The organism is Bradyrhizobium sp. BRP22, assembly GCF_020194175.1.
Classification (GTDB): domain Bacteria; phylum Pseudomonadota; class Alphaproteobacteria; order Rhizobiales; family Xanthobacteraceae; genus Bradyrhizobium.
In genome coordinates this window covers 102,152-125,514 of record NZ_JADYVX010000001.1, presented here as the reverse complement: position 1 = coordinate 125,514, position 23,363 = coordinate 102,152, and the positions used below count along the sequence as shown (strand labels likewise).

Genomic DNA, 23,363 nt, shown 5'->3' with positions numbered 1-23,363 from the left:
GAAAGCGTAGAAATCGTAGGGTGGCACGCGACGTTTTGGCCACCCTGCGCACTGAGAGCACCGCCGCATGCCCGAAGCTGACAATTCAAGACCATCGCGCATTGCACTCCTCGGAGTTCCCATCGAGATCGGCGCCGCGCAGGCCGGCACCCTGATGGGGCCGGCGGCGCTGCGCACCGCCGGCATCGCGCGCGTGCTGGAGCAACTGGAGTTCGGCGTCGACGACCACGGCGATCTCGCCATCCCCGCGGGGGTTTCGGACGGGCCGGCGCCCGCGAATACGAAGTTCTATGATGAGGTGAAAACCTGGATCCGCCTGCTCTCCGAGCGCGCCTATTGGCTGGCGCAATCCGGCGCGGTGCCGATCTTCATGGGCGGCGACCATTCGCTCTCGATGGGATCGATCAATGGGGTTGCACGGTTCTGGCAGGAGAAGGGCCGGCCACTGTTCGCGCTGTGGGTCGACGCGCATGCCGACTACAACACGCCCGACACGACGATCACCGGCAACATGCACGGCATGTCTGCCGCCTTCCTCTGCGGCGAGCCCGGGCTCGAAAACCTGCTCGGCGGCCTGCCGCGCGCCTCGATTTCACCTGATCAGCTCGACCTGATCGGCACCCGCTCGATCGACCCGCTGGAACGCAAGCTGTTGCGCGAGCGTCGTGTCGCCATCGCCGACATGCGCGCCATCGACGAGTTTGGCGTCGCCGTGCTGATCCGCCGCGTGATCGAGCGCGTCAAGGCGAAGAATGGCGTGCTGCACGTCTCGTTCGACGTCGACTTCCTCGATCCCTCCGTCGCGCCCGGCGTCGGCACCACGGTGCCGGGCGGCGCCACCTACCGCGAGGCGCACCTGATCATGGAACTCTTGCACGATTCCGGATTGGTGCGCTCGGTCGACATCGTCGAGCTCAACCCGTTCCTCGACGAGCGTGGCCGCACCGCACGTGTTGTCGTGGAGCTGATCGGCAGCCTGTTCGGCCTGCAGATCACCGACCGCCCGACGCCGACCAACGCCGTGCTGCCGGATTAAGTATCCTGCGTCGCATTCCCCGTGATGAGCGATGTGTTGCCCGATACGGGATCGGTGATCACGTTCCTCACTTGCGCATTGCCTTGCGAGGTAAGGGTGAACTTGGTGTCGCCGATCCGAAACGAATTGTCCTTGATCAGCACCTGCTGGTACTGGACGGTCGTGCCGCTCTGGTATTTCACCTGGGCGCGGAAGCCGTTCACCTGCGAAATGCTGAACTGGAATTTCTGACCGTTCGAATGGGTGCCGTCCCAGGTGCCCTGATAGGCCGTCGGATCGACAGACATGTTTCGGAATAGAAAAGAGCGACCCGCGGGCCGCTCTTTTCGTCCAAGGAAATCTTAAGTCTATTCCGCCGCGAGTTTCACGTCCGGCGCAGCGGCGCGGACTTCGGCGTCGACCTTGCTCTCGAACTTGGCGAAGTTCTTCTGGAACATGCCGACCAAGGCGCGGGCGGTCTTGTCGAACTCGGCCTTGTCCTTCCAGGTGTTGACCGGATTGAGGATCTCGTTCGGCACGCCCGGCAGCGCAGTCGGCACCGCGAAGCCGAAATATTCGTCGGTGCGGAATTCGACATTGCGCAGGCTGCCGTCGAGCGCCGCGGTGAGCAGCGCGCGCGTGACCTTGATCGGCATGCGCGAGCCGACGCCATACTTGCCGCCGGTCCAGCCGGTGTTGACCAGCCAGCAATCGACATTGTGCTGGGCGATCAGGTCGCGCAGCATGTTGCCGTAGACGGACGGATCGAGCGGCAGGAACGGCGAGCCGAAGCAGGTGGAGAATTCCGGCTGCGGCTCCGAGCCGAGACCGCGCTCGGTGCCGGCGACCTTCGCGGTGTAGCCGGACAGGAAGTGATACATCGCCTGCGCCGGCGAAAGCTTCGCGATCGGCGGCAGCACACCGAAGGCATCCGCCGCCAGCATCACCACATTCTTCGGATGCGGCGCGCGGCCGGTGCGCGAGGCGTTCGGGATGAAATCGAGTGGATAGGCGGAACGGGTGTTCTCGGTCTTCGAGCCGTCGTCGAAATCCACCTCGCGGGTGTCCTCGTCGAGCACGCAGTTCTCGAGCACTGCGCCGAAGCGCTTGCTCGCGGCATAGATCTGCGGCTCGGCTTCCTTCGACAGCTTGATGCACTTGGCGTAGCAGCCGCCTTCGAAATTGAAGACGCCGTCCGGACCCCAGCCATGCTCGTCGTCGCCGATCAGCGTGCGGTTGGGATCGGCCGACAGCGTCGTCTTGCCGGTGCCGGAGAGGCCGAAGAAGATCGCGCTGTCGCCCTTCGGCCCGACATTGGCCGAGCAGTGCATCGGCATCACGCCGCGCGCGGGCAGATAATAGTTGAGCGTGGTGAACACCGACTTCTTCATCTCGCCGGCATAATAAGACCCGCCGATCAGGACGATCTTGCGGGCGAAATCGATCGCGACAACGTTCTCCGAGCGCACGCCGTGACGTTTGGGGTCGGCGCGGAAGCTCGGCATGTCGATGATGGTGAGCTCGGGCACGAAGCTCGAAAGCTCGATCGCCTCGGGACGGATCAGGAGCGTGCGGATGAACAGCGAGTGCCAGGCGAGCTCGGTGAACACGCGCGTCTTGATCCGATAGGTCGGATCGGCGCCGCCATAGAGATCCTGCGCGAACAGCGTCTTGCCTTCGGCGTGCTTGAGGAAATCCTGATGGAGCGCTTCGAACTGCTCTGACGTGATCGACTGATTGCCGGCCCACCACATGCTCTTGTCGGTGGTCGCGTCGCGAACGGTGAATTTGTCCTTCGGGCTGCGGCCGGTGAATTCGCCGGTGTCCGCACAGAGCGCACCATCGGCCGAGAGCACCGCCTCGCCTGCCGCAAGCGAATATTGATAGAGCTGCGGCGCGCGAAGATTCCAATGCACGCGCTTGAGATTTTTTAAGCCGAATTTGTCGGCGCCAAAGGCACCGTTGTACACGCCCGTGTTTTGCACGAAGAACCTCCTCGAACCCGCGTTTCCCATTGCGCGAATGTCGCTAAACGCGCTCAGTCGCGGTGACCTTTTCCAACAACAAATATAGCCCGAAGGCCCCGGTCCAGCGACCTCATAATGGGGCAATTCGAGCTTGCCAAGCTAGTCCCCGAATTTTGGTTTATTCCAAGGCATCCGCTCCCATGTGGTTCAAGCACTTGCTGCAGCGCAAGGTTGCAGCTTTCCTGCCCATGGATCGCGCGACGATCCGCCGCGATGAACACCACGGGGCATGTCATTGCGATGCACAATTGATGCCATTCGACACGCTGTGTCGTTGTCGATCAATGTGCAGAATACCGGATATGCAGTTTGGGGGAATTAAGACGTCGGTCTTGTTGCCGGCAATGCGGCTGCAGTTGGATCGCACCATCCGATCGGCGCTGAGAGTTGATTGCACGGCCTCACTCGACGTCAACAAGCCATCATCGAATTCGACGGCCCTTAAGAATGCGCTGCGTGCGAGAACGTTCCGCGCGATTGCGCATAAGCAGCATGATGCCAGTCGCGTTGACGACTGCGCTTCTGCGTGCGCTGCACGCTGCGACACGGCGCCCCTCGCGCCTATTCCTTTGCGCGGGCTTCGCCGGCGAGTTGGGCCAGCGCCTTCCGCAGCTCCGCAGCGTTTCGCACGCGCTCCGGAAATTCGAGCCGCAGCGTCCGGTTGCCAGCCTGCATATCCATTCCGTCAGGATCGAAGCCGGTGCAGCGCCAGTCGGCGCTTTCGGCCCCCAGCAGCCGCGTCGCATAAAGCTCCATGGCGTCGCGGTGCTCCTCGTTCATATGGTCGACGGCACCGGCGTCCACCTCCACGATCCCCTTCGCCCCGGCCAGATCAGTCAGGAACTGTTCCGGCCTGAGATCCACGATCCGCCCGAAGCCGGCGACGAGGTGGGTGGCGGAGGGGATGATCCGGAAGAAGGAGAAATCCTTAAAGTCTACAAAGGCTTCCGCGGAGGGATGGGCGGCGAGATAGCGGCGGCGCAACAGCGCTGCCGCCTCGCCTTCCGCCTCTTCCGCCCGGCCGGCCAGCATGATCCGGGAGCCCTCCAGGGAGTCGCCTTCGGCCCGCTCGTCCAGCATCAGCGATACCCGAGGATCGGCCAGCAGGTTCGTGGTATGGACCGCCAGCCGGGACAGCAGCAGGATCGGGGAACCGTCCGGGTGGCTTGCGACGTTGACCAGGGAACAATAGGGATCGCCGGTTCCCGGCATCAGCGTCGCCAGGGCCCCCTGCCGGCTCCTCCGGAGCAGGGAGCGGGCCAGCCTGGCGGGGTCGAAATCAGCGGTCGGTTGCATCGAAATTACCTAGCAATTCTCTGGCATGTGGTTGCACTTCGGGGCTTTTCTCGGGTAAACGGGCTCCAGACGGGTCGGACGCGTCGCAGGGGACGAGGCGTTCGGCGGAACTCGGTCACATTTCAGCCTACCTTGCATTGCTGGCTGACCGCGTCCGAAGCCCACTTATGCGGCGCATCACCGGAATGCTCGCCGTTTCAGCCAACTGCAAACTGAAAGCAGGCTCATGCCCACAATCGCCCTGGTCGACGACGACCGCAACATTCTCACCTCTGTCTCGATCGCGTTGGAAGCCGAAGGCTACCGCATCATGACATACACGGATGGTGCGTCGGCGCTTGACGGCTTCCGCACCTCGCCACCGGATCTGGCGATCCTCGACATCAAGATGCCGCGCATGGACGGCATGGAAACGCTGCGACGACTGAGGCAGAAATCCGATCTGCCCGTGATCTTCCTGACCTCCAAGGATGAAGAGATCGACGAATTGTTCGGCCTCAAGATGGGCGCCGACGATTTCATCCGCAAGCCGTTCTCGCAGCGCCTGCTGGTCGAACGCGTGAAGGCGGTGCTCCGTCGCGGTCAGCCCAAGGATCCGACAGCAGCGCCGAAGGAGCCGGATACGCGTGCGCTCGATCGCGGCCTGCTCAGAATGGACCCGGAGCGCCACACCTGCACCTGGAAGAACGAGCCGGTGACGCTGACGGTCACGGAATTTTTGATCCTGCAGGCGCTGGCGACACGGCCCGGCGTCGTGAAGAGCCGCAATGCGCTGATGGACGCCGCCTATGACGACCAGGTCTATGTCGATGATCGCACCATCGACAGCCACATCAAGCGGCTGCGCAAGAAGTTCAAGGTGGTCGACGAGGACTTCGAGATGATCGAAACCTTGTACGGCGTGGGGTATCGCTTCAAGGAAGCCTGATCTGCGGCCAACGCCCGCTTTGTTAACTGACACGGACTGCACCCATGGGGTAGGGTGCGGGCCCAGTAGCGTGCATGGTGAGACCCCTCGTCAACGAACCGGCAGTTCTGCCAGTGCTTGATCGAATACAGCTAGAGCCAGGCGAGACCGTCGAGGACGCGCACGCGCTTCTCGAGCAAGACCACGTTACCGACAAGGCGAAGGCAAGGCGCTGGCGGCCGCTGGACTGGCTGAGCCGCGCCGGGCAGTTCTTCTTCGCGCTGTCGTTCTCGAGCCTGACCCGCCGCATCGTCTCGCTCAATCTCGCGGGCCTGGTCGCGCTCGTCGCCAGCATCCTCTACCTCTCGCAATTCCGCGCCGGCCTGATCGATGCGCGCGCCCAGAGCCTTCTGGTGCAGGCCGAGATCATCGCCGGCGCCATCGCAGCCTCCGCCACCGTCGAGACCAACACCATCACCATCGATCCGGAGCGGCTGCTCGACCTCAAGCCCGGCGAAAGCTACGGCGTGCCGGACGAATATTCCGACTTCCCGATCAATCCCGAACGCGTCGCGCCGGTGCTGCGGCGGCTGATCTCGCCGACCAAGACGCGCGCCCGCATCTTCGATCGCGAGGGCGGATTGATCCTCGACAGCCGCAGCCTTTACGGCAAGGGCGATGTGTTCAGGATCGAGCTGCCGCCACCGACTGCCGAGAAGCCGGGATTCGCCGAGCGGACCACGATCGCGATCCGCACCTGGCTGAACCGCGGCGATCTCCCGCTCTACCGCGAGCTCGGCCCCGAGAACGGCACCGGCTATCAGGAGGTCGCACAGTCGCTCAACGGCCAGAAGAGCAGCATGGTGCGCGTCAACGATCGCGGCGAAGTGATCGTCTCGGTCGCCGTCCCCGTGCAGCGCTTCCGCGCCGTGCATGGCGCGCTGATGCTTTCCACCCAGGGCGACGACATCGACCAGATGGTGACCGCCGAGCGGCTCGCGATCCTTAAGGTCGGCGGTGTCGCCGCCGCCGTGATGATCGTGCTGTCGCTCTTGCTCGCCAGCACCATCGCCGGTCCGGTTCGTCGTCTCGCCGATGGCGCCGAACGCGTCCGCCGCCGCATCCAGACCCGCGTCGAGATTCCCGACTTCACCCGCCGCCGCGACGAGATCGGCCATCTCTCCGGCGCGCTGCGCGACATGACCAACGCGCTCTACAGCCGGATCGAGGCGATCGAGATGTTCGCCGCCGATGTCGCCCATGAGCTGAAGAACCCGCTGACGTCGCTGCGCTCGGCGGTGGAGACGCTGCCCCTGGCGCGCACCGAAAGCAGCCGCGCGCGCCTGCTCGCCGTGATCGAGCACGACGTCAGGCGGCTCGACCGGCTGATCTCCGACATCTCCGATGCGAGCCGGCTCGATGCCGAACTGCAGCGCCAGGACATGGCGCCGGTCGATCTGCGCCGCCTGCTGACGACGCTGACCTCGGTCGCCAATGAGACCAAGCTCGGCCACGACGTCGCGGTCGAAGCCCGCTTCGAGGGTCGCGGCCCGACCGATACCTTCGCGGTGCCCGGCCACGATTCGCGGCTCGGCCAGGTGATCTCCAACCTGCTCTCCAATGCGCAGTCGTTCTCGCAGCCAGGCGACAAGGTGCGCATCGTCTGCCGCCGCGTGCGCTCGGAGATCGAGATCGTCGTCGACGACGACGGCCCCGGCATCGGCCAGGACGCACTCGAGCGCATCTTCGAGCGCTTCTACACCGACCGGCCGCACCAGGGCTTCGGCCAGAATTCCGGACTGGGGCTGTCGATCTCCAAGCAGATCATCGAGGCGCATAACGGACGCATCTGGGCGGAGAACCGGCTCGGCCCTGCCGATGTCGACGGCAAGCCGACGATCGCGGGCGCGCGTTTCGTGGTCAGGCTGCCGGCGCTATGAGCCACAGCGCCAGCGTGCATGCGTCCGCGGTGCTGGTGGGAGAACGCGCGGTGCTGATCCGCGGACCGTCCGGCTCCGGCAAGTCGCGCCTTGCCTTCGATCTGATTCTCGCCGGGCGCTCAGGACAGCTTCCGCCCGCCATTTTGGTCGGCGATGACCGTGTCCATCTCGACACAGCCGGCAAAGAATTGCGGGTGCGCCCAGCCCCCGAATTGGCCGGGCTGATGGAGATTCGAGGGCTCGGCATCCGCCGCTGCGAGTTCACACATGAGGCGGTCGTGGGGCTGGTGGTCGATCTCGCCGCCGGCGACGCCGAGCGGATGCCGCCGCCGGAAGCCCTGCAGACCGAGATAAACGGTATTATTTTACCTCGAATCCCCATCGGTGAGGGCATTTCACCCCTGCTACTGGTTGTCGCAGCTTTGACGACAACTGAAAGTTCATGTTCCCGTAATGTCGCGGATGATTGCTTGGGGCAGATCGGTAACCATATCAGCCGCAATATAGCCACTGAATAGACCGGCAGACCCGTATTTCTCCGCCCCCAAATTCCGGGAAATTGCCAAGATGCCCTCTTGCGCGGGGCCTCTGGATGGTCAAAGTGGCGCGTTCGTGCGGTGCACCAAGAAGCACCCGCGAGGAGTTTCCGATGATTGGTCTAGTGCTTGTGACCCACGGGCGCCTTGCCGACGAGTTCAAGGCAGCGCTTGAACACGTGATGGGCCCACAAAAACAAATTGAAGCAATTACGATCGGAGCCGAAGACGACGCCGATCTGTGTCGCAGCGATATCATCGAAGCGGTCAACCGCGTCGATAGCGGCGATGGTGTTGCGATCCTGACCGACATGTTCGGCGGCACACCGTCGAACCTTGCGATCTCCTGCATGAGCCGGCCCAAGGTCGAGGTGCTCGCAGGCATCAATCTTCCGATGCTGGTGAAGCTTGCCAAGGTTCGCGAAGAGCGCTCGCTGCCCGATGCGATCGCGATGGCCCAGGAAGCGGGCCGCAAATACGTCACCATCGCCAGCCGCGTCCTTGCCGGCAAATGAGCGCCGAGGGCTCGGGCGAAAACGAAATCGGCCCGATCGTTCCTGCGGGCGCGATCTCCCGTGAACTCCAGATCGTCAACAAGCGCGGCCTGCACGCGCGCGCTTCCGCCAAATTCGTGCAGATGGTCGAGCGCTTCAACGCCGAGATCTGGGTGACGCGCGGCAGCGAAACCGTCGGCGGCACCTCGATCATGGGCCTGATGATGCTCGCCGCCGGCCCCGGCACCTCCGTCATCGTCTCCGCCACAGGTCCCGAAGCCGAAGCCGCTCTCGACGCCATCGCCGAACTCGTCGCCAGCAAGTTCAACGAAGAAGGCGTGTGAGGTGGCTAGAGCATTTTCGGTTCTGATTGAATCAGAACCGAAGCTCTAGATTCTTGTTTTGACGCGTTTTCTTCACGCGAACCGGTGTCCACTTCGCTCGAAAACGCTCTAGACCCTCATCCTGAGGAGCGGCGCAAGCCGGGTCTCGAAGGATGAGGCCCCGCCTGTAGCCTCGCCCTTCGAGACGACCGCTGCGCGGTCTCCTCAGGATGAGGGGATACGTCGGAGTAGGCGATAGGTCGGAGTACGTCGCTCTATCCCCGTTATTGCGAGCGCAGCGAAGCAATCCACTTCGCCGCTTGCGGAAGCATGGATTGCTTCGCTTTGCTCGCAATGACGGGGAGGCTTCTGATTCAAATGTCAAACAGCGCTCGCTGTCATCGTCCGCGAAAGCGGACGATCCAGTATTCCAGAGGCGGTCGTGCTTATGCCGAGAGGCCGCAGAGTACTGGATGCCCGCCTTCGCGGGCATGACGGTGGAGTGGATGTGAGTTCGCGTTCTCGCGGCGCATTGCGTCCGAGGTTTGTTTCACTTCCCACCCTCCTCGATATCAGAGGGCGCAGGGAAAGCCGGGTGCCGGTTGCACCCGTGGGCCCCGTGCAACAAAAAGCACGGGGGTGGGGCCACAGGTTCAACCGAAGCAACTCCGGCTTTCCCTGCGCGATGGTTTTACGGTTTACTTCGTACTCTCCCCGGTGACCGGGCTTTCTTGCCACCGTCGCCCGCGGCAGCTCTTGCTGCTCGCGCGCTTAGCGCCAGCGTCGGGGCGCCAGGACCATACGACTTCGCCGTCCGTGAATGCCACGCTCGTCAGTCGTGACACTCTCGTCCACCGCATCTCACCGCAACGTTCGTGACGATCGCGAGCCGCCCCTCATCCGCCGTGAGACGCGCGGAGTTAAATCACTGATTTGCCCGACGACGGAAGCGGAATATTTTTCGCTGATAGTCTGGACAGACTTTTGGCTGATTTGCCCGTCGGGTTGATTTGTCGCACCCAAAGTAGCCACATCGTCATTGCGAGCAGAGCGAAACAATCCATAGCGCCACGCGTGGAGACGTGGATTGCTTCGCTTCGCTCGCAATGACGGGAAGGTTGTCATTCCGGGGCATCGCGGAGCGATGAGCCCGGAATCCATCCAGCCGCAGCGTGTGCAGCACGATGGATTCCGGGCTCGCGCTGCGCGCGCCGCGGAATGACGACGGCGGAGTTTGGGGCGAGCGAATGGCGCCCATTGGACAGCGCAGGTGCGAGTGCCTACATCGAAGTATCTGTGACTGCCCTTGGAGTTCTCGCGATGCCCATTGACGACAGGCCCACGATCGCTGCGCCCGATGACGATCCCCATCTTTGGCTGGAGGAGATCGAAGGCGCGCGGGCGCTGGACTTCGTTGAGCGGCAGAACCACTTGACGCTGGAGAAATTCGCCGGCGCCTCCTTTGCCGCCGATCGCGACACGCTGGCGGCGATCTTCGACCGGCCGGACAACATTCCCTATGTCGGCCGGCGCGGCGGGCTGCTCTACAATCTCTGGAAGGACACAAACAATCCGCGCGGCCTGTGGCGGCGCACGACGCTCGACGAGTTCCGCAAGCCCGATCCCAACTGGGAAATCCTTCTTGATGTCGACCGGCTCGCCGCCGACGAAGGCCAGGATTGGCTGTTGAACTGGACGCATATGCGCGCGGGAAATGACCGGCGTGCGATCCTCTCACTGTCGCGCGGCGGCAGCGATGCAGTGACGCTGCGCGAATTCGACATGGACGCGAAGCGCTTCGTCACCGACGGCTTCGTGCTGCCGGAAGCCAAGGGCGGCGTCGATTGGATCGACGACAATACCCTGCTGCTGTCGAGCGCCTATGGCGATGGCATGGCAACCACGTCAGGCTATGCGCGAACCGTCAGGCTGTGGCGCCGCGGCGAGGCCGCTGAACAAGCGCCAGTGGTGTTTGAAGTGCCGCCCGAGCACATGAGCGCGTCGAGCCATGTCGACGATTCCGGACCGGTCCCTCGGATATGGTTCGTCGACCGGCTCGATTTCTTCAATCTGACTGCCTGGCTCGGCGACGGAACGGGTGCGAAGACCAGGCTCGATCTGCCGACCAGCATCTGGCTGCTCGCCTATCAGGACTGGTTTGTCGTCAAGCTCCGCGAGGCGTGGACGGTCGATGGCAAGACCTATGCGCCCGATACCGTGCTCGGCGCGTCGCTGTCGGCCTTCCTCGCAGGCAGCCGCGATTTCACCGTGGTGTTCGAGCCGCAGCCGCGGCGGGCACTGCAGAGCTTCTTCTGGACCGCGGGCCGGCTGGTGCTGTCGATCCTCGACGAACTTCAGCCGGTGTTCGAGATCTGCACGCCGTCAGCCGACGGCTGGGCGCGCGAGCGGCTCGAAGGGCTGCCCGAGATCGGCGTCGTCGATGTCTGGCGCCTCGACAGTCATATATCCGAAAGCCAGGGCGACCTGTTCGCCAACGTGCAGGACCCGCTGACGCCGTCCTCGCTGATGCTGATCGAGAAGGTCGGAGCGCCCACGGTGCTGAAGCAGGCGCCGCGGACGTTCAACGCCGATGGACTGGTCGTGACCCAGCACGAGGCGATCTCCATCGATGGCGAACGCATCCCCTATGTGCAGACCGGCCCCGCGACCGAGACCGGCGATGCACCGGTCCATCTGACCGCCTATGGCGGCTTCGGCCTGGCGATGAAGCCGTATTACAACCCCGCACTCGGCAAGCTGTGGCTGGAGCGCGGCGGCACCATCGTGCAGGCCAATATCCGCGGCGGCGGCGAGTTCGGCACGCGCTGGCATGATGCCGGCCGCTATGCGGGCAAGCGACTGGCGCATGACGACTTTGCCGCCGTCGCCGCCGATCTGGTGAAGCGCGGCGTCACGCGGCCCGAGCGGATCGCAGCCGAAGGCGGATCGAACGGCGGCATCCTGATCACCAACATGCTGGTGCGCTACCCTGAACGATTCGGCGCGCTGTTCTGCACCATCCCGCTGATCGACATGCGCCGCTACACCAGGCTGCTCGCCGGCGCGAGCTGGATCGCCGAATATGGCGATCCCGACAAGCCCGACGAATGGGCCTGGCTGCAAACCTACTCCGCCTATCACACGGCCAAGCCAGGCCAGAAATATCCACCGATCCTGATCGCGACCACGCGCCGCGACGACCGCGTGCATCCCGGCCACGCCCGCAAGATGACGGCCAAGCTGCAGGCGATGGGATATGAGGCCTATCTCTACGAGCCCGCGGCCGGCGGCCATGGCTATGGCAAGGACAACAAGGAGCGCGCCGCATTCACGGCGCTGGGGCTTGGGTTCTTGCGGGAGAAGATCGGTTGGGCAGATGATGCGTGATCGCACCGCTCACCGCCGTCATTCCGGGGCGCGCGTCAGCGCGAGCCCGGAATCCATTTCTCCGCTTGCGTATGCTGCGCCATGGATTCCGGGTTCACGCTTCGGGTGCCCCGGAATGACGAGAAGGAATCAGCCATGCGCGAATTCCAAAATCATGTTGTTCGCGGGCATTTCGAACGTCTCGCCAAGCGACAGGCCGACACGCGCGGCCAGCTTTTCGACGTCGGCGATGTCGCGCACACCCCAGTCGGGGTCCTCGTTGCGCAAGGACGTGTCGAACACCGCGTTGCTGAGCGCGGTGTGCTTGCCGTCGCGCTTGAAGGGGCCGTAGAGAAACAGCCGGCCGTCGTCGCGCAGGCGACGTGCGGCGCCTTCGAACAGGCCCTCGGCGACCCGCCAGGGCGCGATGTGGATCACATTGGCGCAGAATACCGCGAGCAGCTTTGGCAGCTCGCCGCCTTCAGGCGCAGCACCAGGCCAGGCGGGATCGGAGAGATCGATCCGCAGCGGCGGGCGGATGTTGGGAAGACCCGAGTGCGCGCGCCAGGCCGCGATGCTTTTCAGATGCGCCTCGTTGAGGTCGCTCGGCCACCAGGTGATGTCGGGGGTCCGCTCGGCGAAATACACCACATGCTGGCCGGTGCCGCTGCCGGCCTCCAGCACGTCGCCGGAACGCCTTGCGAGGAATTTTTCCAGCACCGCCCAGATCGGCTGATGGTTGCGATGAAAGGCAGCCGCATCCAGCCGGCCATCAGCCTCGACCCGTCCGCCGTCCTTGCCGAACTCCACTACGAACTCTGCCACGGTGTTCTCCTTCGCCTGTCGTACAAAACGCAACACCAGAACGATCGTGCTATTCCGTTCGCGTCGTCGCAATGCGCAATTTAGGCGCGGCTCCGTCATAATGGTTACGTTCGTAGCCCGAAGCGTAATACGGGGCGAGCGTACCCATTTCTCCGTTCGTCATTCCGGGATGCGCCGCCAGGCGCAGGCCCGGAATCCATCGCGCCGCGTGCGCCCGTGGAGAAATGGATTCCGGGTTCTCGCTTCGCGAGCCCCGGAATGACGAGCTGAGAGATGGATCGCTCGCTCGTTAAGCTACCGCGGGACGCGGTGCCGCCTCGCACCGACGAGGGGATGGAGTTATCGCGCCACCCGCTTCAACTCCTCGGTCAGCACATCGAGCGCGTCGGCGAGCATGACACCGCCACAGACGGTGAGACGATCGGGAAGCACGAGGCGCTTCTCGGGCGGATAGAAATGCTCCAGCGCGGGATGCAGCAGGAAGGCGCGGCCGTCATCTTCGGCGCGGTCGCCGGCCTCCGAGACCAGGATGAAATCCGGCTTCAGCTCGATGATCGCCTCCAGCGAGGCGTAGCCGCCGGCGGCGACGCCGAGGTCGGCGGCGGGATTGAAAAGGCCGGCCTCGGCCAAGAGCGACGACACCAGACTGTCGCTGCCGGACACCCAGCCGCGGCGCGACAGCGGCAGCACGCGATAGTGCCTGCCGGTCGCGGCCTGGCGCGCGCGGGCGATCGCGGCGTCGAGCCTCGCGATAGCGGCCTGCGCGCGGCCCGGATGCTGCACGACCTCGCCCATCTTGCGGATCTGGTCCTTCACCTCGTCCAGCGTGCGCGGCACGGTGAACTCGGCGAGATGGAGGCCGTTCGCCTTCAAGAGTTCGCGCGTGGCCCGCTTGTCGAACAGGCTGGCGACGACGATGTCGGGCTTCAGCACCAGCACGTCCTCCGCGCCACCCGACAGGATCGGGAAGCGCCGCGCCTTGTCGGCCGCAAAGGACTGCCAGGCGTCGCGGGAAAACCGGCTGAGGCCCAGGATCTGCTGGGGATCGGCGAGCGAGAGCAGGAGCTGATCGCTGCAGACATTCATCGAGACGATGCGCGGCGGGCTCGCCGCAAGCGCGGCTGTGGTGGACAAGGCGAATGCTGCAAGGAACGCAGCGGGCCGGCGGATCAGATTTCGGCCCACGGCACGATCACCGTCTCGCGCTGATATTCGGCGCGGAAGGCGCTGATGCGGAACACATCGGCCATCACGGCTTCCGACAACGCGTGTGCCGGCGCGCCCTGCGATGCGAGACGTCCCTGCGAAAGCACCAGCACGTGATCGGCAAAGCGCGCGGCAAGGCCGAGATCGTGCGTCACCACGATCACCAGCACGCCCTTGTCCGCTGCCGCGCGCAAACCCTTCATGACGTCGATCTGATGGCGTGGATCGAGCGAGGCGGTCGGCTCGTCCGCCAGGATGATCGGCGCCTCCACCGCGAACACGCGCGCGAGCGCGACGCGGCTGCGCTCGCCGCCGGAAAGCTCGGTGACGCGCCGCTCGGCGAACTCCATGACATCGGCCGCCTGCATCGCCCGCGCCACCGCCTCGGCGTCGCGCGGAGACAGCCGCGCCGGATCGGTCGCGCCATGCGGATAGCGGCCGAGCGCGACGATGTCGCGCGCCGGCAGCGGCCAATGCACCATGTGCCCTTGCGGAAGATAGCCGAAGCGTTTGGCGCGCTCGCGCAGTGACAGCACGGCGAGCGTCTCGCCATTGACCCTGATGATGCCCTCGGAGGGAATGAGGCCGGCGAGCGCACGCAGCAGCGTGGTCTTGCCGGCGCCGTTCGGACCGACCAGGGCGACGAGATGACCCGAAGAGAGCTGCAGCGAGACATCGCCGAGCACGCGGCGGCCGGCGAGCGCAACGTTGAGACGTTCTGTTGAGAGCGCCGTCATGCGACGCTCCCACCGAGTGCGCGGCGCTCGCGCATGATGAGATAGAGGAAGAACGGCACGCCGATGATCGAGGTCAGGACGCCGACCTTGATGTCGCTGGTCGACGGGATGATGCGCACCGCGATATCGGCCGCGAGCAACAGCGCCGAGCCGGCGAGCGCGCTCGGCACCAGAAGCCGCGCCGGGTCGTGGCTGATCACCGGCCGCATCAGGTGCGGCGCGACCAGGCCGATGAAGCCGATGGTGCCGGTGACCGCCACGGCCCCGCCGACACCGAGCGCGACGCCGCAGATCACGAACAGCCGCAGCCGGCCGACGTTGACGCCGAGGCTTTGCGCGGTCTCCTCGCCGAGCGTCAGCGCGCGGAAGGCGCTGGCCTGTGAAAGCAGGATCGCAGCACCCGCAACGATGAACGGCAGCGCCAGCGCGACATGCTGGAAGCTGCGGTCCTCCAGCGAGCCGAGCAGCCAGAACGCGATTTCGAGTACCAGGAAGGGATTGCTGGCGAGATTCATCACCAGCGCGGTCGCAGCGCCCGCCAGGCTCGAGATCGCAAGCCCGGCAAGGATCAGGATCAACAGCCCCGCATTGCGGCCGGCGATCGCAAGCAGCACGAACACCGAGCCGAACGCCGCGACGATGGCGGCGACCGGCAGCGCATAGGAGCGGACATCGGCAAGGCCCAGCGCGATCACCAGCACGGCGCCGAACGCCGCCGATTGCGGCGCGCCGAACAGCGAGGGCGAGGCCAGCGGATTGCGCAACAGGCCTTGCAGCGCCGCGCCCGACAGACCGAGGATGGCGCCGATCGCGAACGCCAGAATGGTGCGCGGCAGACGGATCTCGCGCACGATCACCTGCGACACGTCGCTGCCGCCACCGAACAGGGCCTCGATCACCGTCAGCGGCGACAGCCGCACCGGGCCGGTGCCGAGCGAGATCAGCATCAGCACGGCGACCAACGCCAACATCGCAACGGTCGCTCCCCACCGCCGCCGCGCGGCAAGACCGGCCGCTATCGTGAAATCCTGAACGCTCATCGCGCCCTGCTTGTTGCAGCGAATTGGGTGGCAGACAAGCGACACCAGAACAAAAAAGCGCGCGCGCCGCAGTTTCGCCGGGATTGACTCTGGCGACGTCAAAATCCTAGATGGCTGCGACGGTTCCTATCGGGATCAAAAGGGAATGCGGTACCGGGAAACTTCCCGTAAAGCCGCGGCTGCCCCCGCAACTGTAGGCGGTGAATCCTTCGTCTTATGCCACTGGGCGTCTCGGTCCTGGGAAGGCGACGAAGGGTAACGACCCGCGAGCCAGGAGACCTGCCGTCATACGTGGTCACACGCGACGATGTCGGTCGGGGAGTACAGGCATTAGCTTCACCTGAAGCGCAAGACGCGATGGTGAGCCTTGGTTCGCTGTGACGTGCCACTGACGTCATACCGAGGTCTCGCCGATGCTTTTCACTGTCACAGCCACCAAGCGGCGCCGGGCGCTCCTGCTCGCGTCGACCATGCTGGCGTCCGTGTTGCACGTCCCTGCCACGCAGGCGCAGCAGGCGGCTTCCGAGCAATTGCCGCCGGTCGAGATCAGGGCGCCGGTCGACCAGACACGGACGCGCGCCAGACCCACCTCCGACGACACCACCGGCCCGCGCCGCCCGGCGCCCGGCCAGGTGCCGACCAGCGCGCAGCCGGCCGGTGGTGCAGGTTCAGGCGGCGCCGCCACGACCGGAGCGTCATCCGGCGGCACTGGCGGCGGCCGGCAGTTCGCCGGCATCGTCGGAACGTCGGCGACCGTGATCACCGCCGACGACATCGCGCATTCGCCATCGCACACGCTGGCGGAGATCATCGCGCAGGCGCCCGGCGTGCAACTGCAATCGCTCTATGGCGGCGTCAACGGCGCCAAGACGTCGGTCGATCTGCGCGGCTTCGGCGCGTTCGCCACCGCCAACACGCTGTTCCTGCTCAACGGGCGGCGGCTCAACGACATCGACATGGCGCAGGTCGATCTGTCGACCATCCCGCTCGATTCGATCGAGCGCATCGAGATCACCCGCGGCAACAGCGGCGCCGTGCTCTACGGCGACAATGCGATCGGCGGCGTGATCAACATCGTCACCAAGACCGGCGCCGGCGGACCGCCGGTCTCGATCCGGGGCGAGGCCGGTTACGGTTCCTTCAACCAGCGCATGGCGGCGATCTCGACCGCGGTGAATTCCGGACCCTGGTCGGCATCGTTCTACGGCAACGGCATCAAGTCCGACGGCTACCGCGTGAACAATGCGCTCGACCAGCGCAACGGCGTCGGCAACCTCAACTACAACACGCCCGACCTGAAAGCATTCCTGACCGTGACCGGCGACGACCAGAAGCTGGGTTTTCCGGGCGGGCGGATCGTCGACCCCTCGATCGGAGTCAACGAACTCGTCACCAACCGCCGGGGCACCAGCACGCCGTTCGATTTCGGCAATCAGCAGGGCGCGAGCGCCACGGCCGGCTTCACCAAGACGCTCTTGAACGGCGTCGATCTGATCGTCGATGGCGGCTACCGCCAGAGGGACACGCAAAGCGGATTCTTCGGTGCCTCGCCGTTCATCAGCGCGGCCTCCACCTACAATGACGCCGCGCTGCAGACATGGTCGATCACGCCGCGGCTGAGCGTCAACAATTCGATCTTCGGGATTGCCTCGTCGATCCTGACCGGCATCGACTATTACGACGCGACATTCCACCAGTTGCGCGGCGCATTCCAGGGCGTGCCGCCGATCCACACCTACGACCTGTCGCAGCAGTCGCTCGCCGGCTACTGGCAGCACACCGTCGGGCTGTTGCCGACCACCGATTTCTCCTATGGCGCGCGGGTGCAGAACACCTGGCTCAGCGCGCGCGACCGGTACGATCCCAACGCGCCATTTGCCTTTGACGCGCAGGCGACGCCGCTCGACCAGAGCGAGACCAATTATGCACTGCATGTCGGCGTCGAGCATCGCTTCACCGATGTGTTCTCGGTGTTCGCCCGCGCCGCACACGCCTTCCGAACGCCCGATGTCGATGAGCGGGTGTCGACGGGACCTGCGTTCGATGCGGATTTCAATGCGCTGCCGCAGAATTTCCGGTTGAAGACCCAGACCTCGCACGACGTCGAGGGCGGCTTCCGCGTCAAGACCGGCCGCTTCCAGGTGCAGACCAGCATCTACAACATGGACCTCGAGAACGAGATCCATTTCAATCCGGTGCTGTTCTACAACGTCAACCTCGATCCGACCCGGCGCTACGGCTCCGAGACGCAGGCCTCGCTGCGCATCAGCGACACCGTGTCGTTGCGCGGCGGCATGGCTTACACGCGTGCTGTCTTTCGCGAGGGACAGTTCGCCGGCCACGACGTGCCGCTGGTGTCCCGCTATAGCGGCAATCTCGGCGTGACCTGGAATATCTGGCAGAACTATCTCGTGCTCGACGCCACGCTCCGCGCCTGGAGCTCGCGCATCATGGACAACGACCAGGCCAATACGCAGACCCGCATTCCGGGCGATGCGACGATCGACCTCAAGCTGAGCGGCGCCTATGAGCATTTCTTCTGGTCGGTCAGCGTCAACAACGTCTTGAACGCGCTCTACTACGACTACGCGATCGCCTCGACCTTCACGCCCGGCCGCTTCAACGCCTATCCGCTGCCGGGCCGGACCTTCCTGGTGAAGGCGGGCGCGACGTTCTGAAGCATTTGGCCGGTCCGCGCGATGCGCGCGGGTCGGCTTGTTCCGCCCGATTCAGCCACTATGTCGTGGTGGCGGGAGATTGCCATGGGCGGGATCTGGAAGAAAAACCAACCTCCGAAGCAGGAGGGCGGCAAACAGAAGCCGCCGCCTCAACCTGCGCCTCACGACGAGGACGACGACCACGAGGACGGCGACATCGCAACGCCGAAGCGCGACCGCTACGGCCCGGACGACGAGCCGTTGTGAGGCGCGCTCCGTCATTGCAAGCGTAAGCGAAGCAATCCATCGCGCCGCTTGCGGAGATATGGATTGCTTCGCTTCGCTCGCAATGACGGGGTCAGAGCATCGGCCGGCCAACAACGGCCGGTGGTTATGGGTCCCGGCCTTCGCCGGGACGACACAGCCCCGCGAAATCCTCGCGCTCGATCTTGCGGATGCTCTTGAGATCCAGCAGATGCGCGCCGAAGCCGCCGCGGGCGACCGTCCTTGCCAGTTTCGGCGAGACCAGCGTCAGGCCGGCGGTCATGGCCAGCGGCACCGCGCTGAGCCAATCGAGCTGCACCGGCGTCAGCTCCTCGGTGCTGGCGTTGTACGGCCCTGAGGTCTTCAGGAGATCGCTGCACTCGACCAAGATGTCCCGCCTAGTGCCGCCGCGGGAGGCGTGGCCGAGCAGCGCCTGCATCGCCAGGTGCGTGCGCACGCCCGTACGGCTTTCGGGCAAGGGCTGCGGCGTCTCGCCGAGCGACACGCGCAGCAAAAGATCGACCAGGTCAGTGCCGGCGCGGAAAGCATTGAGCGGCTCGACCAGGCGCGGATTGCAGTCGATCAAAAGCGGCACGGCGCTGTCGATCGGCACGACATAATCGACCGACAGCGCGCCGTGCCAGGCCAATGTTTGTCCGATTCTCTCCAGATAAGCGCGCACGTCCGGACGGCTGACGCTCTCCTTGATCGCCTCGCCGCCGCCCACTCCAGGGGCGATCTGCCGATAGGCATGGAAACCGACCAGCTTGCCAAAGCAAAACACCGACTGCGCCTTCTCCGTGGTGCCGGTGACGAGGTCCTGCACCAGAAGCTCGTCGGCGAAGGTGTCGGTCGTGCCGAGCTCGTACAGGGCGATGTTGAAATCGGCTTCGTCGCGCACAAACCAGATGCCGCGGCTGGCAGTGCCGACCGAGGTCTTGATCACGGAAGGGAAGCGGACGGCCTCGCGCAGCTCGCTCTCCGAGGTCACGATCCGCGTCGGCGGCTGCGGCAGGCCCAATTGCTCGAGCAGGCGGCTGAAGCCGGCCTTGCTGTGCACCTGGCGATAGCTGTCGAACCGCGGCAGCGCCAGGCCGACACGGCCCTTCAGCCGCGCTTCGGCGCGCGCGAACAGAAAACCCTGTTCATGCGTCGGCAGCAGCACATCGAAAGGTGTCTGCTTCAGGAGCCGGTCGATATAGCCGAGGAAGCCTTCGGGGTCGTGGCGCAATCCCGGGCAGCGATGGAATTTCCGTACAAAGCGCGAATAGCGCGACAGGCACCAGGGCGAGGGATCGCAGACTTCGACATGGTGCCCGGCAAGACCGAGGATCGTGATCGCCTCGCGCGCCGAGGTGCTCGCCCCCTCGGGGATCAGGATGCGCAGCTTTCTCGCCGGATCGACCATGCCAGATCATTGCTGCAACGCAGGTGCTTGTCTTGCCGCCTTAATGCCGCACGTCGCTAGGACGCGGTTTGCCGGGGCTGCCATGCAACGGCCTTCATGGACAAATAACGCCCAGCCGATATTTTCCGGCCAGATCAGGATCCGATCGGATCACGATCTGATCTTTTCTGTTTGAGCATGATCTTTTTGGAAAGCCGGTTCCCGCTTTTCCGGATCAGGCTTGAGGCCTTGCCGGGCGTCATGATTTTGATGGGCTTCTCACTGATATGGCTGATGTTCTCGCTGCGCCGCAGCAACTGAAGACCGACAGCGCGCTGCGCACGCTGACGGGGATTTCGATCGGGCATTGGGTCAGCCATTTCCATATCTTCGTGCTGCCGATGCTGTTCCCGTTCCTGAAGGAGCAACTCGGCGTCGGCTATATCGAGCTCGGCTTCGCGCTGACCGCGTTCGCGCTGGTCTCCGGCCTGACGCAGGCGCCGATCGGCTATCTCGCCGACCATATCGGCGCGCGAAAAATTCTGCTGATCGGGCTCTGCGTGGGCGGCCTTGCCCTGATCGGGCTCGGCGCGCATTTGAGCTATCCGGCGCTGATCATAAGCGCGATCGCGCTGGGGCTCGCCAACAGCGTCTATCATCCCGCCAATTATGCGATCCTGTCGGCGCATATGGAGGCGCGGATGGGTCGTGCGTTCGCGATCCACACGTTTGCCGGCTTTCTCGGCGGCGCGGTGGCGCCGGCGATCATGGCAGCCCTGATGGCATGGATCGGCGGGCTCGGCGCGCTGATGGTGGCCGGCGCCGTCGGGCCGCTGGTGGCGCTGTTGCTCGTCGTCATGGGCATTCCCGACGCCGGTGCCGCCAAGGACAGGCCCGAGGGCACTGAGAAGGTGCAAGCCAGCGTGATCACGCCGGCGATCATGGTGCTGACCGTGTTCTTCACGCTGCTCAGCCTGTCGACCGCGGGGATCAACAATTTCGGCCTGGTGGCGCTGATGGCCGGCTATGGGGTGTCGTTCTCATCGGCCAATATCGCGCTGACCGCGTTTCTCGGCGCCAGCGCCGTCGGCGTGCTGGCCGGCGGCTATCTCGCCGACCGCACCCGCCGGCATGGCCAGGTCGCGGCTGGCTGCTTTGCGGTCAATACAGCGATCGTGCTGCTCATTGCGCTGGTCAATCTGCCCTCGGCGGTGCTGACCGCGGCGATGGGCCTGGCCGGGTTCCTCGGCGGCGTGATCACACCCTCGCGCGACATGCTGGTCCTGAACGCAGCGCCGCCGGGCGCGGCCGGCCGCGCCTTCGGCATCGTCTCCACCGGCTTCAACTTCGGCGGCATCGCCAGCCCGCTATTGTTCGGCTGGATCATGGACCATCATCTGCCGCATTGGGTGTTCGGCGCATCCGCCGCCTTCATGGTGGCGACAGTGCTGCTCGCGCTCGTCACCGACCGCAAGCCGCAGGTATCGGAAGTCCGCGCGGCGGCCTGATACCCGGGCCACGTGCATTGCTGGGCTTCATCCGCGTTGGTTGACTGCATCGGGGGACAATCCATGATGCTGGCCAACAACAACACACCGGGATGAAGCGTCATGACCTCAGCGCCTGACATCGTGATCCGCGGCGGCACCCTTGCGGACGGCAGCGGCGGCGAACTCTATGAAGCCGATGTGGCGATCGCGGATGGCAAGATCACCGAGGTCGGCAAGGTCTCAGGCAAAGGCAAGGAAGAGATCGACGCGCGCGGCAAACTGGTGGCGCCGGGCTTCGTCGATGTTCACACCCACTATGACGGCCAGGTGACCTGGAGCCAGGATATCACGCCCTCCTCGCAGAACGGCGTCACCACCGCGATCATGGGCAATTGCGGCGTCGGCTTCGCGCCGTGCCGGCCGAGCGACCACACCAGGCTGATCCAGCTCATGGAAGGCGTCGAGGACATTCCCGAGCCGGTCTTGAGCGCAGGCATTCCCTGGGAATGGGAGAGCTTTCCCGACTACATGAACTGGCTGTCGAAGCGCAGTTTCGACGTCGACATCGGCGCGCAACTGCCGCATGCGGCGCTGCGCGTCTATGTGATGGGCGAGCGCGGCGCGCGCCGCGATCCCTCCACAGTGGAGGACAACAGGCAGATGGCGGCGCTGGCGGGCGATGCGGTGCGTGCCGGCGCGCTCGGCTTCTCCACCTCGCGCACGCTCAACCACCGCACCTCGACCGGCGACTTCACGCCGACCTTGAAGGCGGGCGAGGACGAACTGACCGCGATCGCCGGCGCGATGCATGGCGTCGGCCGCAGCGTGCTGCAATTCGTGCTCGATCTCTCCACCGTCCACGAAGACCTGCCGATGATGCTGCGGGTGGCGGAGAACACCAAATGCCCGATCTCGTTCTCGATCACCCAGAACGACAAGGCGCCGCGGCGCTGGCGCCAGACGCTCGACACCATCAGCGAGGCCACACGCCGCGGCCTGTCGATCACCGCGCAGATCGCCGCGCGTCCGGTCGGGCTGATGCTCGGACTGGAATTGTCGCGCAATCCGTTCCAGACGCATCCGAGCTACAAGGCGATCGCGCACCTGCCGCTCAAGGAGCGGGTGGCGCGGCTGCGCCAGGCCGAGACGCGCGCCACGATCCTTGCCGAGAATGCCAGCGACACCGACGATCCGCTGTTCTTCCGGCCGAACTACGACAAGATGTACCTGCTCGGAAATCCGCCCGATTACGAGCAGCCGCCGGAGAACACGCTGGGCGCGCAGGCGCGCCGACTCGGCAAGCGCCCCGAGGAACTCGCCTATGACGCGATGCTGACCGACGAGGGCCGCGGCATGCTCTATGTGCCGTTCCTCAACTATTCCGACGGCAATCTCGACGCAACGCGCGAGATGCTCTTGGACCCGAACTCAGTGCCCGGCCTCTCCGACGGCGGCGCGCATTGCGGCATCATCTGCGATGCCTCTTTCCCGACCTATCTGTTGACGCACTGGACCCGCGACCGCACCCGCGGCGAGAAGCTCTCGATCCCCTTCGTGATATCAGTGCAATCGCGCAAGACCGCGCTCTCATTCGGCCTCTCCGACCGCGGTCTGATCGCGCCCGGCTATAAGGCCGACGTCAACGTGATCGATTACGACCGCCTGCATCTGCATCCACCGAAGGTGCACTACGACCTCCCCGTCGGCGGCCGCCGCCTGTTGCAGCAGGTCGACGGCTACGACGCAACGATCGTCTCCGGCGTGGTGACGCAACGGGACGGCACGGCCACTGGCGCAAGGCCCGGCCGGTTGATCCGCGGCACGCAGGAAATGCATTAGTCTAGGCAGCGTAA

General features: G+C 64.9%; 19 protein-coding genes and 1 riboswitch. Of the genes, 11 read left to right on the top strand and 8 right to left on the bottom strand.

Translation table 11 applies throughout. The features are described from left to right. Positions 1-67: 67 nt before the first annotated feature. Positions 68-1,036, top strand: a complete 969-nt coding sequence (gene rocF, locus I6F35_RS00525; protein ID WP_225115680.1) for an arginase — start codon at positions 68-70, stop codon at positions 1,034-1,036. On the opposite strand, the gene I6F35_RS00520 is transcribed toward rocF, so the two are convergent. The 3 genes from I6F35_RS00520 to I6F35_RS00510 all read right to left on the bottom strand — a co-directional run bounded on the left by I6F35_RS00520 (position 1,033) and on the right by I6F35_RS00510 (position 4,338). Beyond that, positions 1,033-1,323, bottom strand: coding sequence for a hypothetical protein (locus tag I6F35_RS00520; protein WP_225115679.1), 291 nt, complete (start codon positions 1,321-1,323; stop codon positions 1,033-1,035). The genes rocF and I6F35_RS00520 overlap by 4 nt on opposite strands. A 60-nt stretch (positions 1,324-1,383) precedes the next feature. Beyond that, a complete protein-coding gene (locus I6F35_RS00515; RefSeq protein WP_225115678.1) occupies positions 1,384-3,000 on the bottom strand; it encodes a phosphoenolpyruvate carboxykinase in 1,617 nt (538 codons plus the stop codon). A gap of 603 nt (positions 3,001-3,603) precedes the next feature. Next, entirely contained in the window at positions 3,604-4,338 is a 735-nt protein-coding gene (locus I6F35_RS00510; RefSeq protein WP_225115677.1) for a DUF2470 domain-containing protein, read from the bottom strand. Positions 4,339-4,564: 226 nt separating this feature from the next. Here I6F35_RS00510 and I6F35_RS00505 point away from each other — a divergent pair, with 226 nt between their 5' ends. From I6F35_RS00505 to I6F35_RS00480, 6 genes are all read left to right on the top strand, one after another. After that, on the top strand, positions 4,565-5,266 hold the full coding sequence (locus I6F35_RS00505) for a response regulator transcription factor (RefSeq protein ID WP_027579989.1): 702 nt from the start codon (positions 4,565-4,567) through the stop codon (positions 5,264-5,266). Positions 5,267-5,379: 113 nt separating this feature from the next. After that, a complete protein-coding gene (locus I6F35_RS00500) occupies positions 5,380-7,185 on the top strand; it encodes a sensor histidine kinase (RefSeq protein WP_225115676.1) in 1,806 nt (601 codons plus the stop codon). Beyond that, positions 7,182-7,703: an HPr kinase/phosphatase C-terminal domain-containing protein gene (locus I6F35_RS00495; RefSeq protein WP_225115675.1), complete on the top strand. Its 522-nt coding sequence runs from the start codon at positions 7,182-7,184 to the stop codon at positions 7,701-7,703. The genes I6F35_RS00500 and I6F35_RS00495 overlap by 4 nt, the downstream gene beginning before the upstream one ends. A gap of 131 nt (positions 7,704-7,834) precedes the next feature. Next, positions 7,835-8,236, top strand: coding sequence for a PTS sugar transporter subunit IIA (locus tag I6F35_RS00490; RefSeq protein WP_027579987.1), 402 nt, complete (start codon positions 7,835-7,837; stop codon positions 8,234-8,236). Next, entirely contained in the window at positions 8,233-8,559 is a 327-nt protein-coding gene (locus I6F35_RS00485; protein ID WP_225115674.1) for an HPr family phosphocarrier protein, read from the top strand. Before I6F35_RS00490 ends, I6F35_RS00485 begins: the two co-directional genes overlap by 4 nt. A gap of 1,299 nt (positions 8,560-9,858) precedes the next feature. After that, positions 9,859-11,925, top strand: coding sequence for a prolyl oligopeptidase family serine peptidase (locus tag I6F35_RS00480; protein ID WP_225115673.1), 2,067 nt, complete (start codon positions 9,859-9,861; stop codon positions 11,923-11,925). Positions 11,926-12,054: 129 nt separating this feature from the next. On the opposite strand, the gene I6F35_RS00475 is transcribed toward I6F35_RS00480, so the two are convergent. The 4 genes from I6F35_RS00475 to I6F35_RS00460 all read right to left on the bottom strand — a co-directional run bounded on the left by I6F35_RS00475 (position 12,055) and on the right by I6F35_RS00460 (position 15,712). After that, complete coding sequence (locus tag I6F35_RS00475; protein ID WP_225115672.1) at positions 12,055-12,729, bottom strand: DUF938 domain-containing protein; 675 nt, start codon at positions 12,727-12,729, stop codon at positions 12,055-12,057. 339 nt (positions 12,730-13,068) lie between these two features. Then, positions 13,069-13,815 (bottom strand): ABC transporter substrate-binding protein, encoded by a 747-nt coding sequence (locus I6F35_RS00470; RefSeq protein ID WP_225116018.1) that lies wholly within the window; start codon positions 13,813-13,815, stop codon positions 13,069-13,071. 83 nt (positions 13,816-13,898) lie between these two features. Then, entirely contained in the window at positions 13,899-14,672 is a 774-nt protein-coding gene (locus I6F35_RS00465) for an ABC transporter ATP-binding protein (protein ID WP_225115671.1), read from the bottom strand. After that, positions 14,669-15,712, bottom strand: coding sequence for an iron ABC transporter permease (locus I6F35_RS00460; protein WP_225115670.1), 1,044 nt, complete (start codon positions 15,710-15,712; stop codon positions 14,669-14,671). The genes I6F35_RS00465 and I6F35_RS00460 overlap by 4 nt, the downstream gene beginning before the upstream one ends. Before the next feature lie 103 nt (positions 15,713-15,815). Next, a riboswitch (cobalamin riboswitch) is annotated at positions 15,816-16,014 on the top strand. A gap of 111 nt (positions 16,015-16,125) precedes the next feature. Between I6F35_RS00460 and I6F35_RS00455 the strand changes: the two genes are divergently transcribed. Both I6F35_RS00455 and I6F35_RS00450 read left to right on the top strand, forming a co-directional pair. Further along, positions 16,126-18,390: a TonB-dependent receptor gene (locus I6F35_RS00455; protein ID WP_225115669.1), complete on the top strand. Its 2,265-nt coding sequence runs from the start codon at positions 16,126-16,128 to the stop codon at positions 18,388-18,390. Positions 18,391-18,474: 84 nt separating this feature from the next. Beyond that, positions 18,475-18,636, top strand: a complete 162-nt coding sequence (locus I6F35_RS00450; RefSeq protein ID WP_225115668.1) for a hypothetical protein — start codon at positions 18,475-18,477, stop codon at positions 18,634-18,636. A 124-nt stretch (positions 18,637-18,760) separates the two neighbouring features. On the opposite strand, the gene I6F35_RS00445 is transcribed toward I6F35_RS00450, so the two are convergent. Next, positions 18,761-20,041 carry a hypothetical protein gene (locus I6F35_RS00445; protein ID WP_225115667.1) on the bottom strand — a complete coding sequence of 427 codons (1,281 nt, stop codon included), beginning with the start codon at positions 20,039-20,041 and terminating at the stop codon, positions 18,761-18,763. Positions 20,042-20,307: 266 nt separating this feature from the next. Between I6F35_RS00445 and I6F35_RS00440 the strand changes: the two genes are divergently transcribed. Both I6F35_RS00440 and I6F35_RS00435 read left to right on the top strand, forming a co-directional pair. After that, the gene (locus tag I6F35_RS00440; protein ID WP_225115666.1) at positions 20,308-21,528 is read left to right on the top strand and encodes an MFS transporter; all 1,221 of its coding nucleotides are present in this window, start codon (positions 20,308-20,310) and stop codon (positions 21,526-21,528) included. Positions 21,529-21,630: 102 nt separating this feature from the next. Continuing rightward, a complete protein-coding gene (locus I6F35_RS00435) occupies positions 21,631-23,349 on the top strand; it encodes an amidohydrolase family protein (protein WP_225115665.1) in 1,719 nt (572 codons plus the stop codon). Positions 23,350-23,363: the final 14 nt, after the last annotated feature.

Excerpts from the sequence above, each read along its gene's own strand:
- rocF (WP_225115680.1), top strand. The coding sequence starts at position 68 with ATGCCCGAAGCTGACAATTCAAGACCATCGCGCATTGCACTCCTCGGA.
- I6F35_RS00520 (WP_225115679.1), bottom strand. The coding sequence starts at position 1,323 with ATGTCTGTCGATCCGACGGCCTATCAGGGCACCTGGGACGGCACCCAT.
- I6F35_RS00510 (WP_225115677.1), bottom strand. The coding sequence starts at position 4,338 with ATGCAACCGACCGCTGATTTCGACCCCGCCAGGCTGGCCCGCTCCCTG.
- I6F35_RS00505 (WP_027579989.1), top strand. The coding sequence starts at position 4,565 with ATGCCCACAATCGCCCTGGTCGACGACGACCGCAACATTCTCACCTCT.
- I6F35_RS00495 (WP_225115675.1), top strand. The coding sequence starts at position 7,182 with ATGAGCCACAGCGCCAGCGTGCATGCGTCCGCGGTGCTGGTGGGAGAA.
- I6F35_RS00490 (WP_027579987.1), top strand. The coding sequence starts at position 7,835 with ATGATTGGTCTAGTGCTTGTGACCCACGGGCGCCTTGCCGACGAGTTC.
- I6F35_RS00485 (WP_225115674.1), top strand. The coding sequence starts at position 8,233 with ATGAGCGCCGAGGGCTCGGGCGAAAACGAAATCGGCCCGATCGTTCCT.
- I6F35_RS00480 (WP_225115673.1), top strand. The coding sequence starts at position 9,859 with ATGCCCATTGACGACAGGCCCACGATCGCTGCGCCCGATGACGATCCC.
- I6F35_RS00470 (WP_225116018.1), bottom strand. The coding sequence starts at position 13,815 with ATGAATGTCTGCAGCGATCAGCTCCTGCTCTCGCTCGCCGATCCCCAG.
- I6F35_RS00465 (WP_225115671.1), bottom strand. The coding sequence starts at position 14,672 with ATGACGGCGCTCTCAACAGAACGTCTCAACGTTGCGCTCGCCGGCCGC.
- I6F35_RS00460 (WP_225115670.1), bottom strand. The coding sequence starts at position 15,712 with ATGAGCGTTCAGGATTTCACGATAGCGGCCGGTCTTGCCGCGCGGCGG.
- I6F35_RS00455 (WP_225115669.1), top strand. The coding sequence starts at position 16,126 with ATGCTTTTCACTGTCACAGCCACCAAGCGGCGCCGGGCGCTCCTGCTC.
- I6F35_RS00450 (WP_225115668.1), top strand. The coding sequence starts at position 18,475 with ATGGGCGGGATCTGGAAGAAAAACCAACCTCCGAAGCAGGAGGGCGGC.
- I6F35_RS00445 (WP_225115667.1), bottom strand. The coding sequence starts at position 20,041 with ATGGTCGATCCGGCGAGAAAGCTGCGCATCCTGATCCCCGAGGGGGCG.
- I6F35_RS00440 (WP_225115666.1), top strand. The coding sequence starts at position 20,308 with ATGGCTGATGTTCTCGCTGCGCCGCAGCAACTGAAGACCGACAGCGCG.
- I6F35_RS00435 (WP_225115665.1), top strand. The coding sequence starts at position 21,631 with ATGACCTCAGCGCCTGACATCGTGATCCGCGGCGGCACCCTTGCGGAC.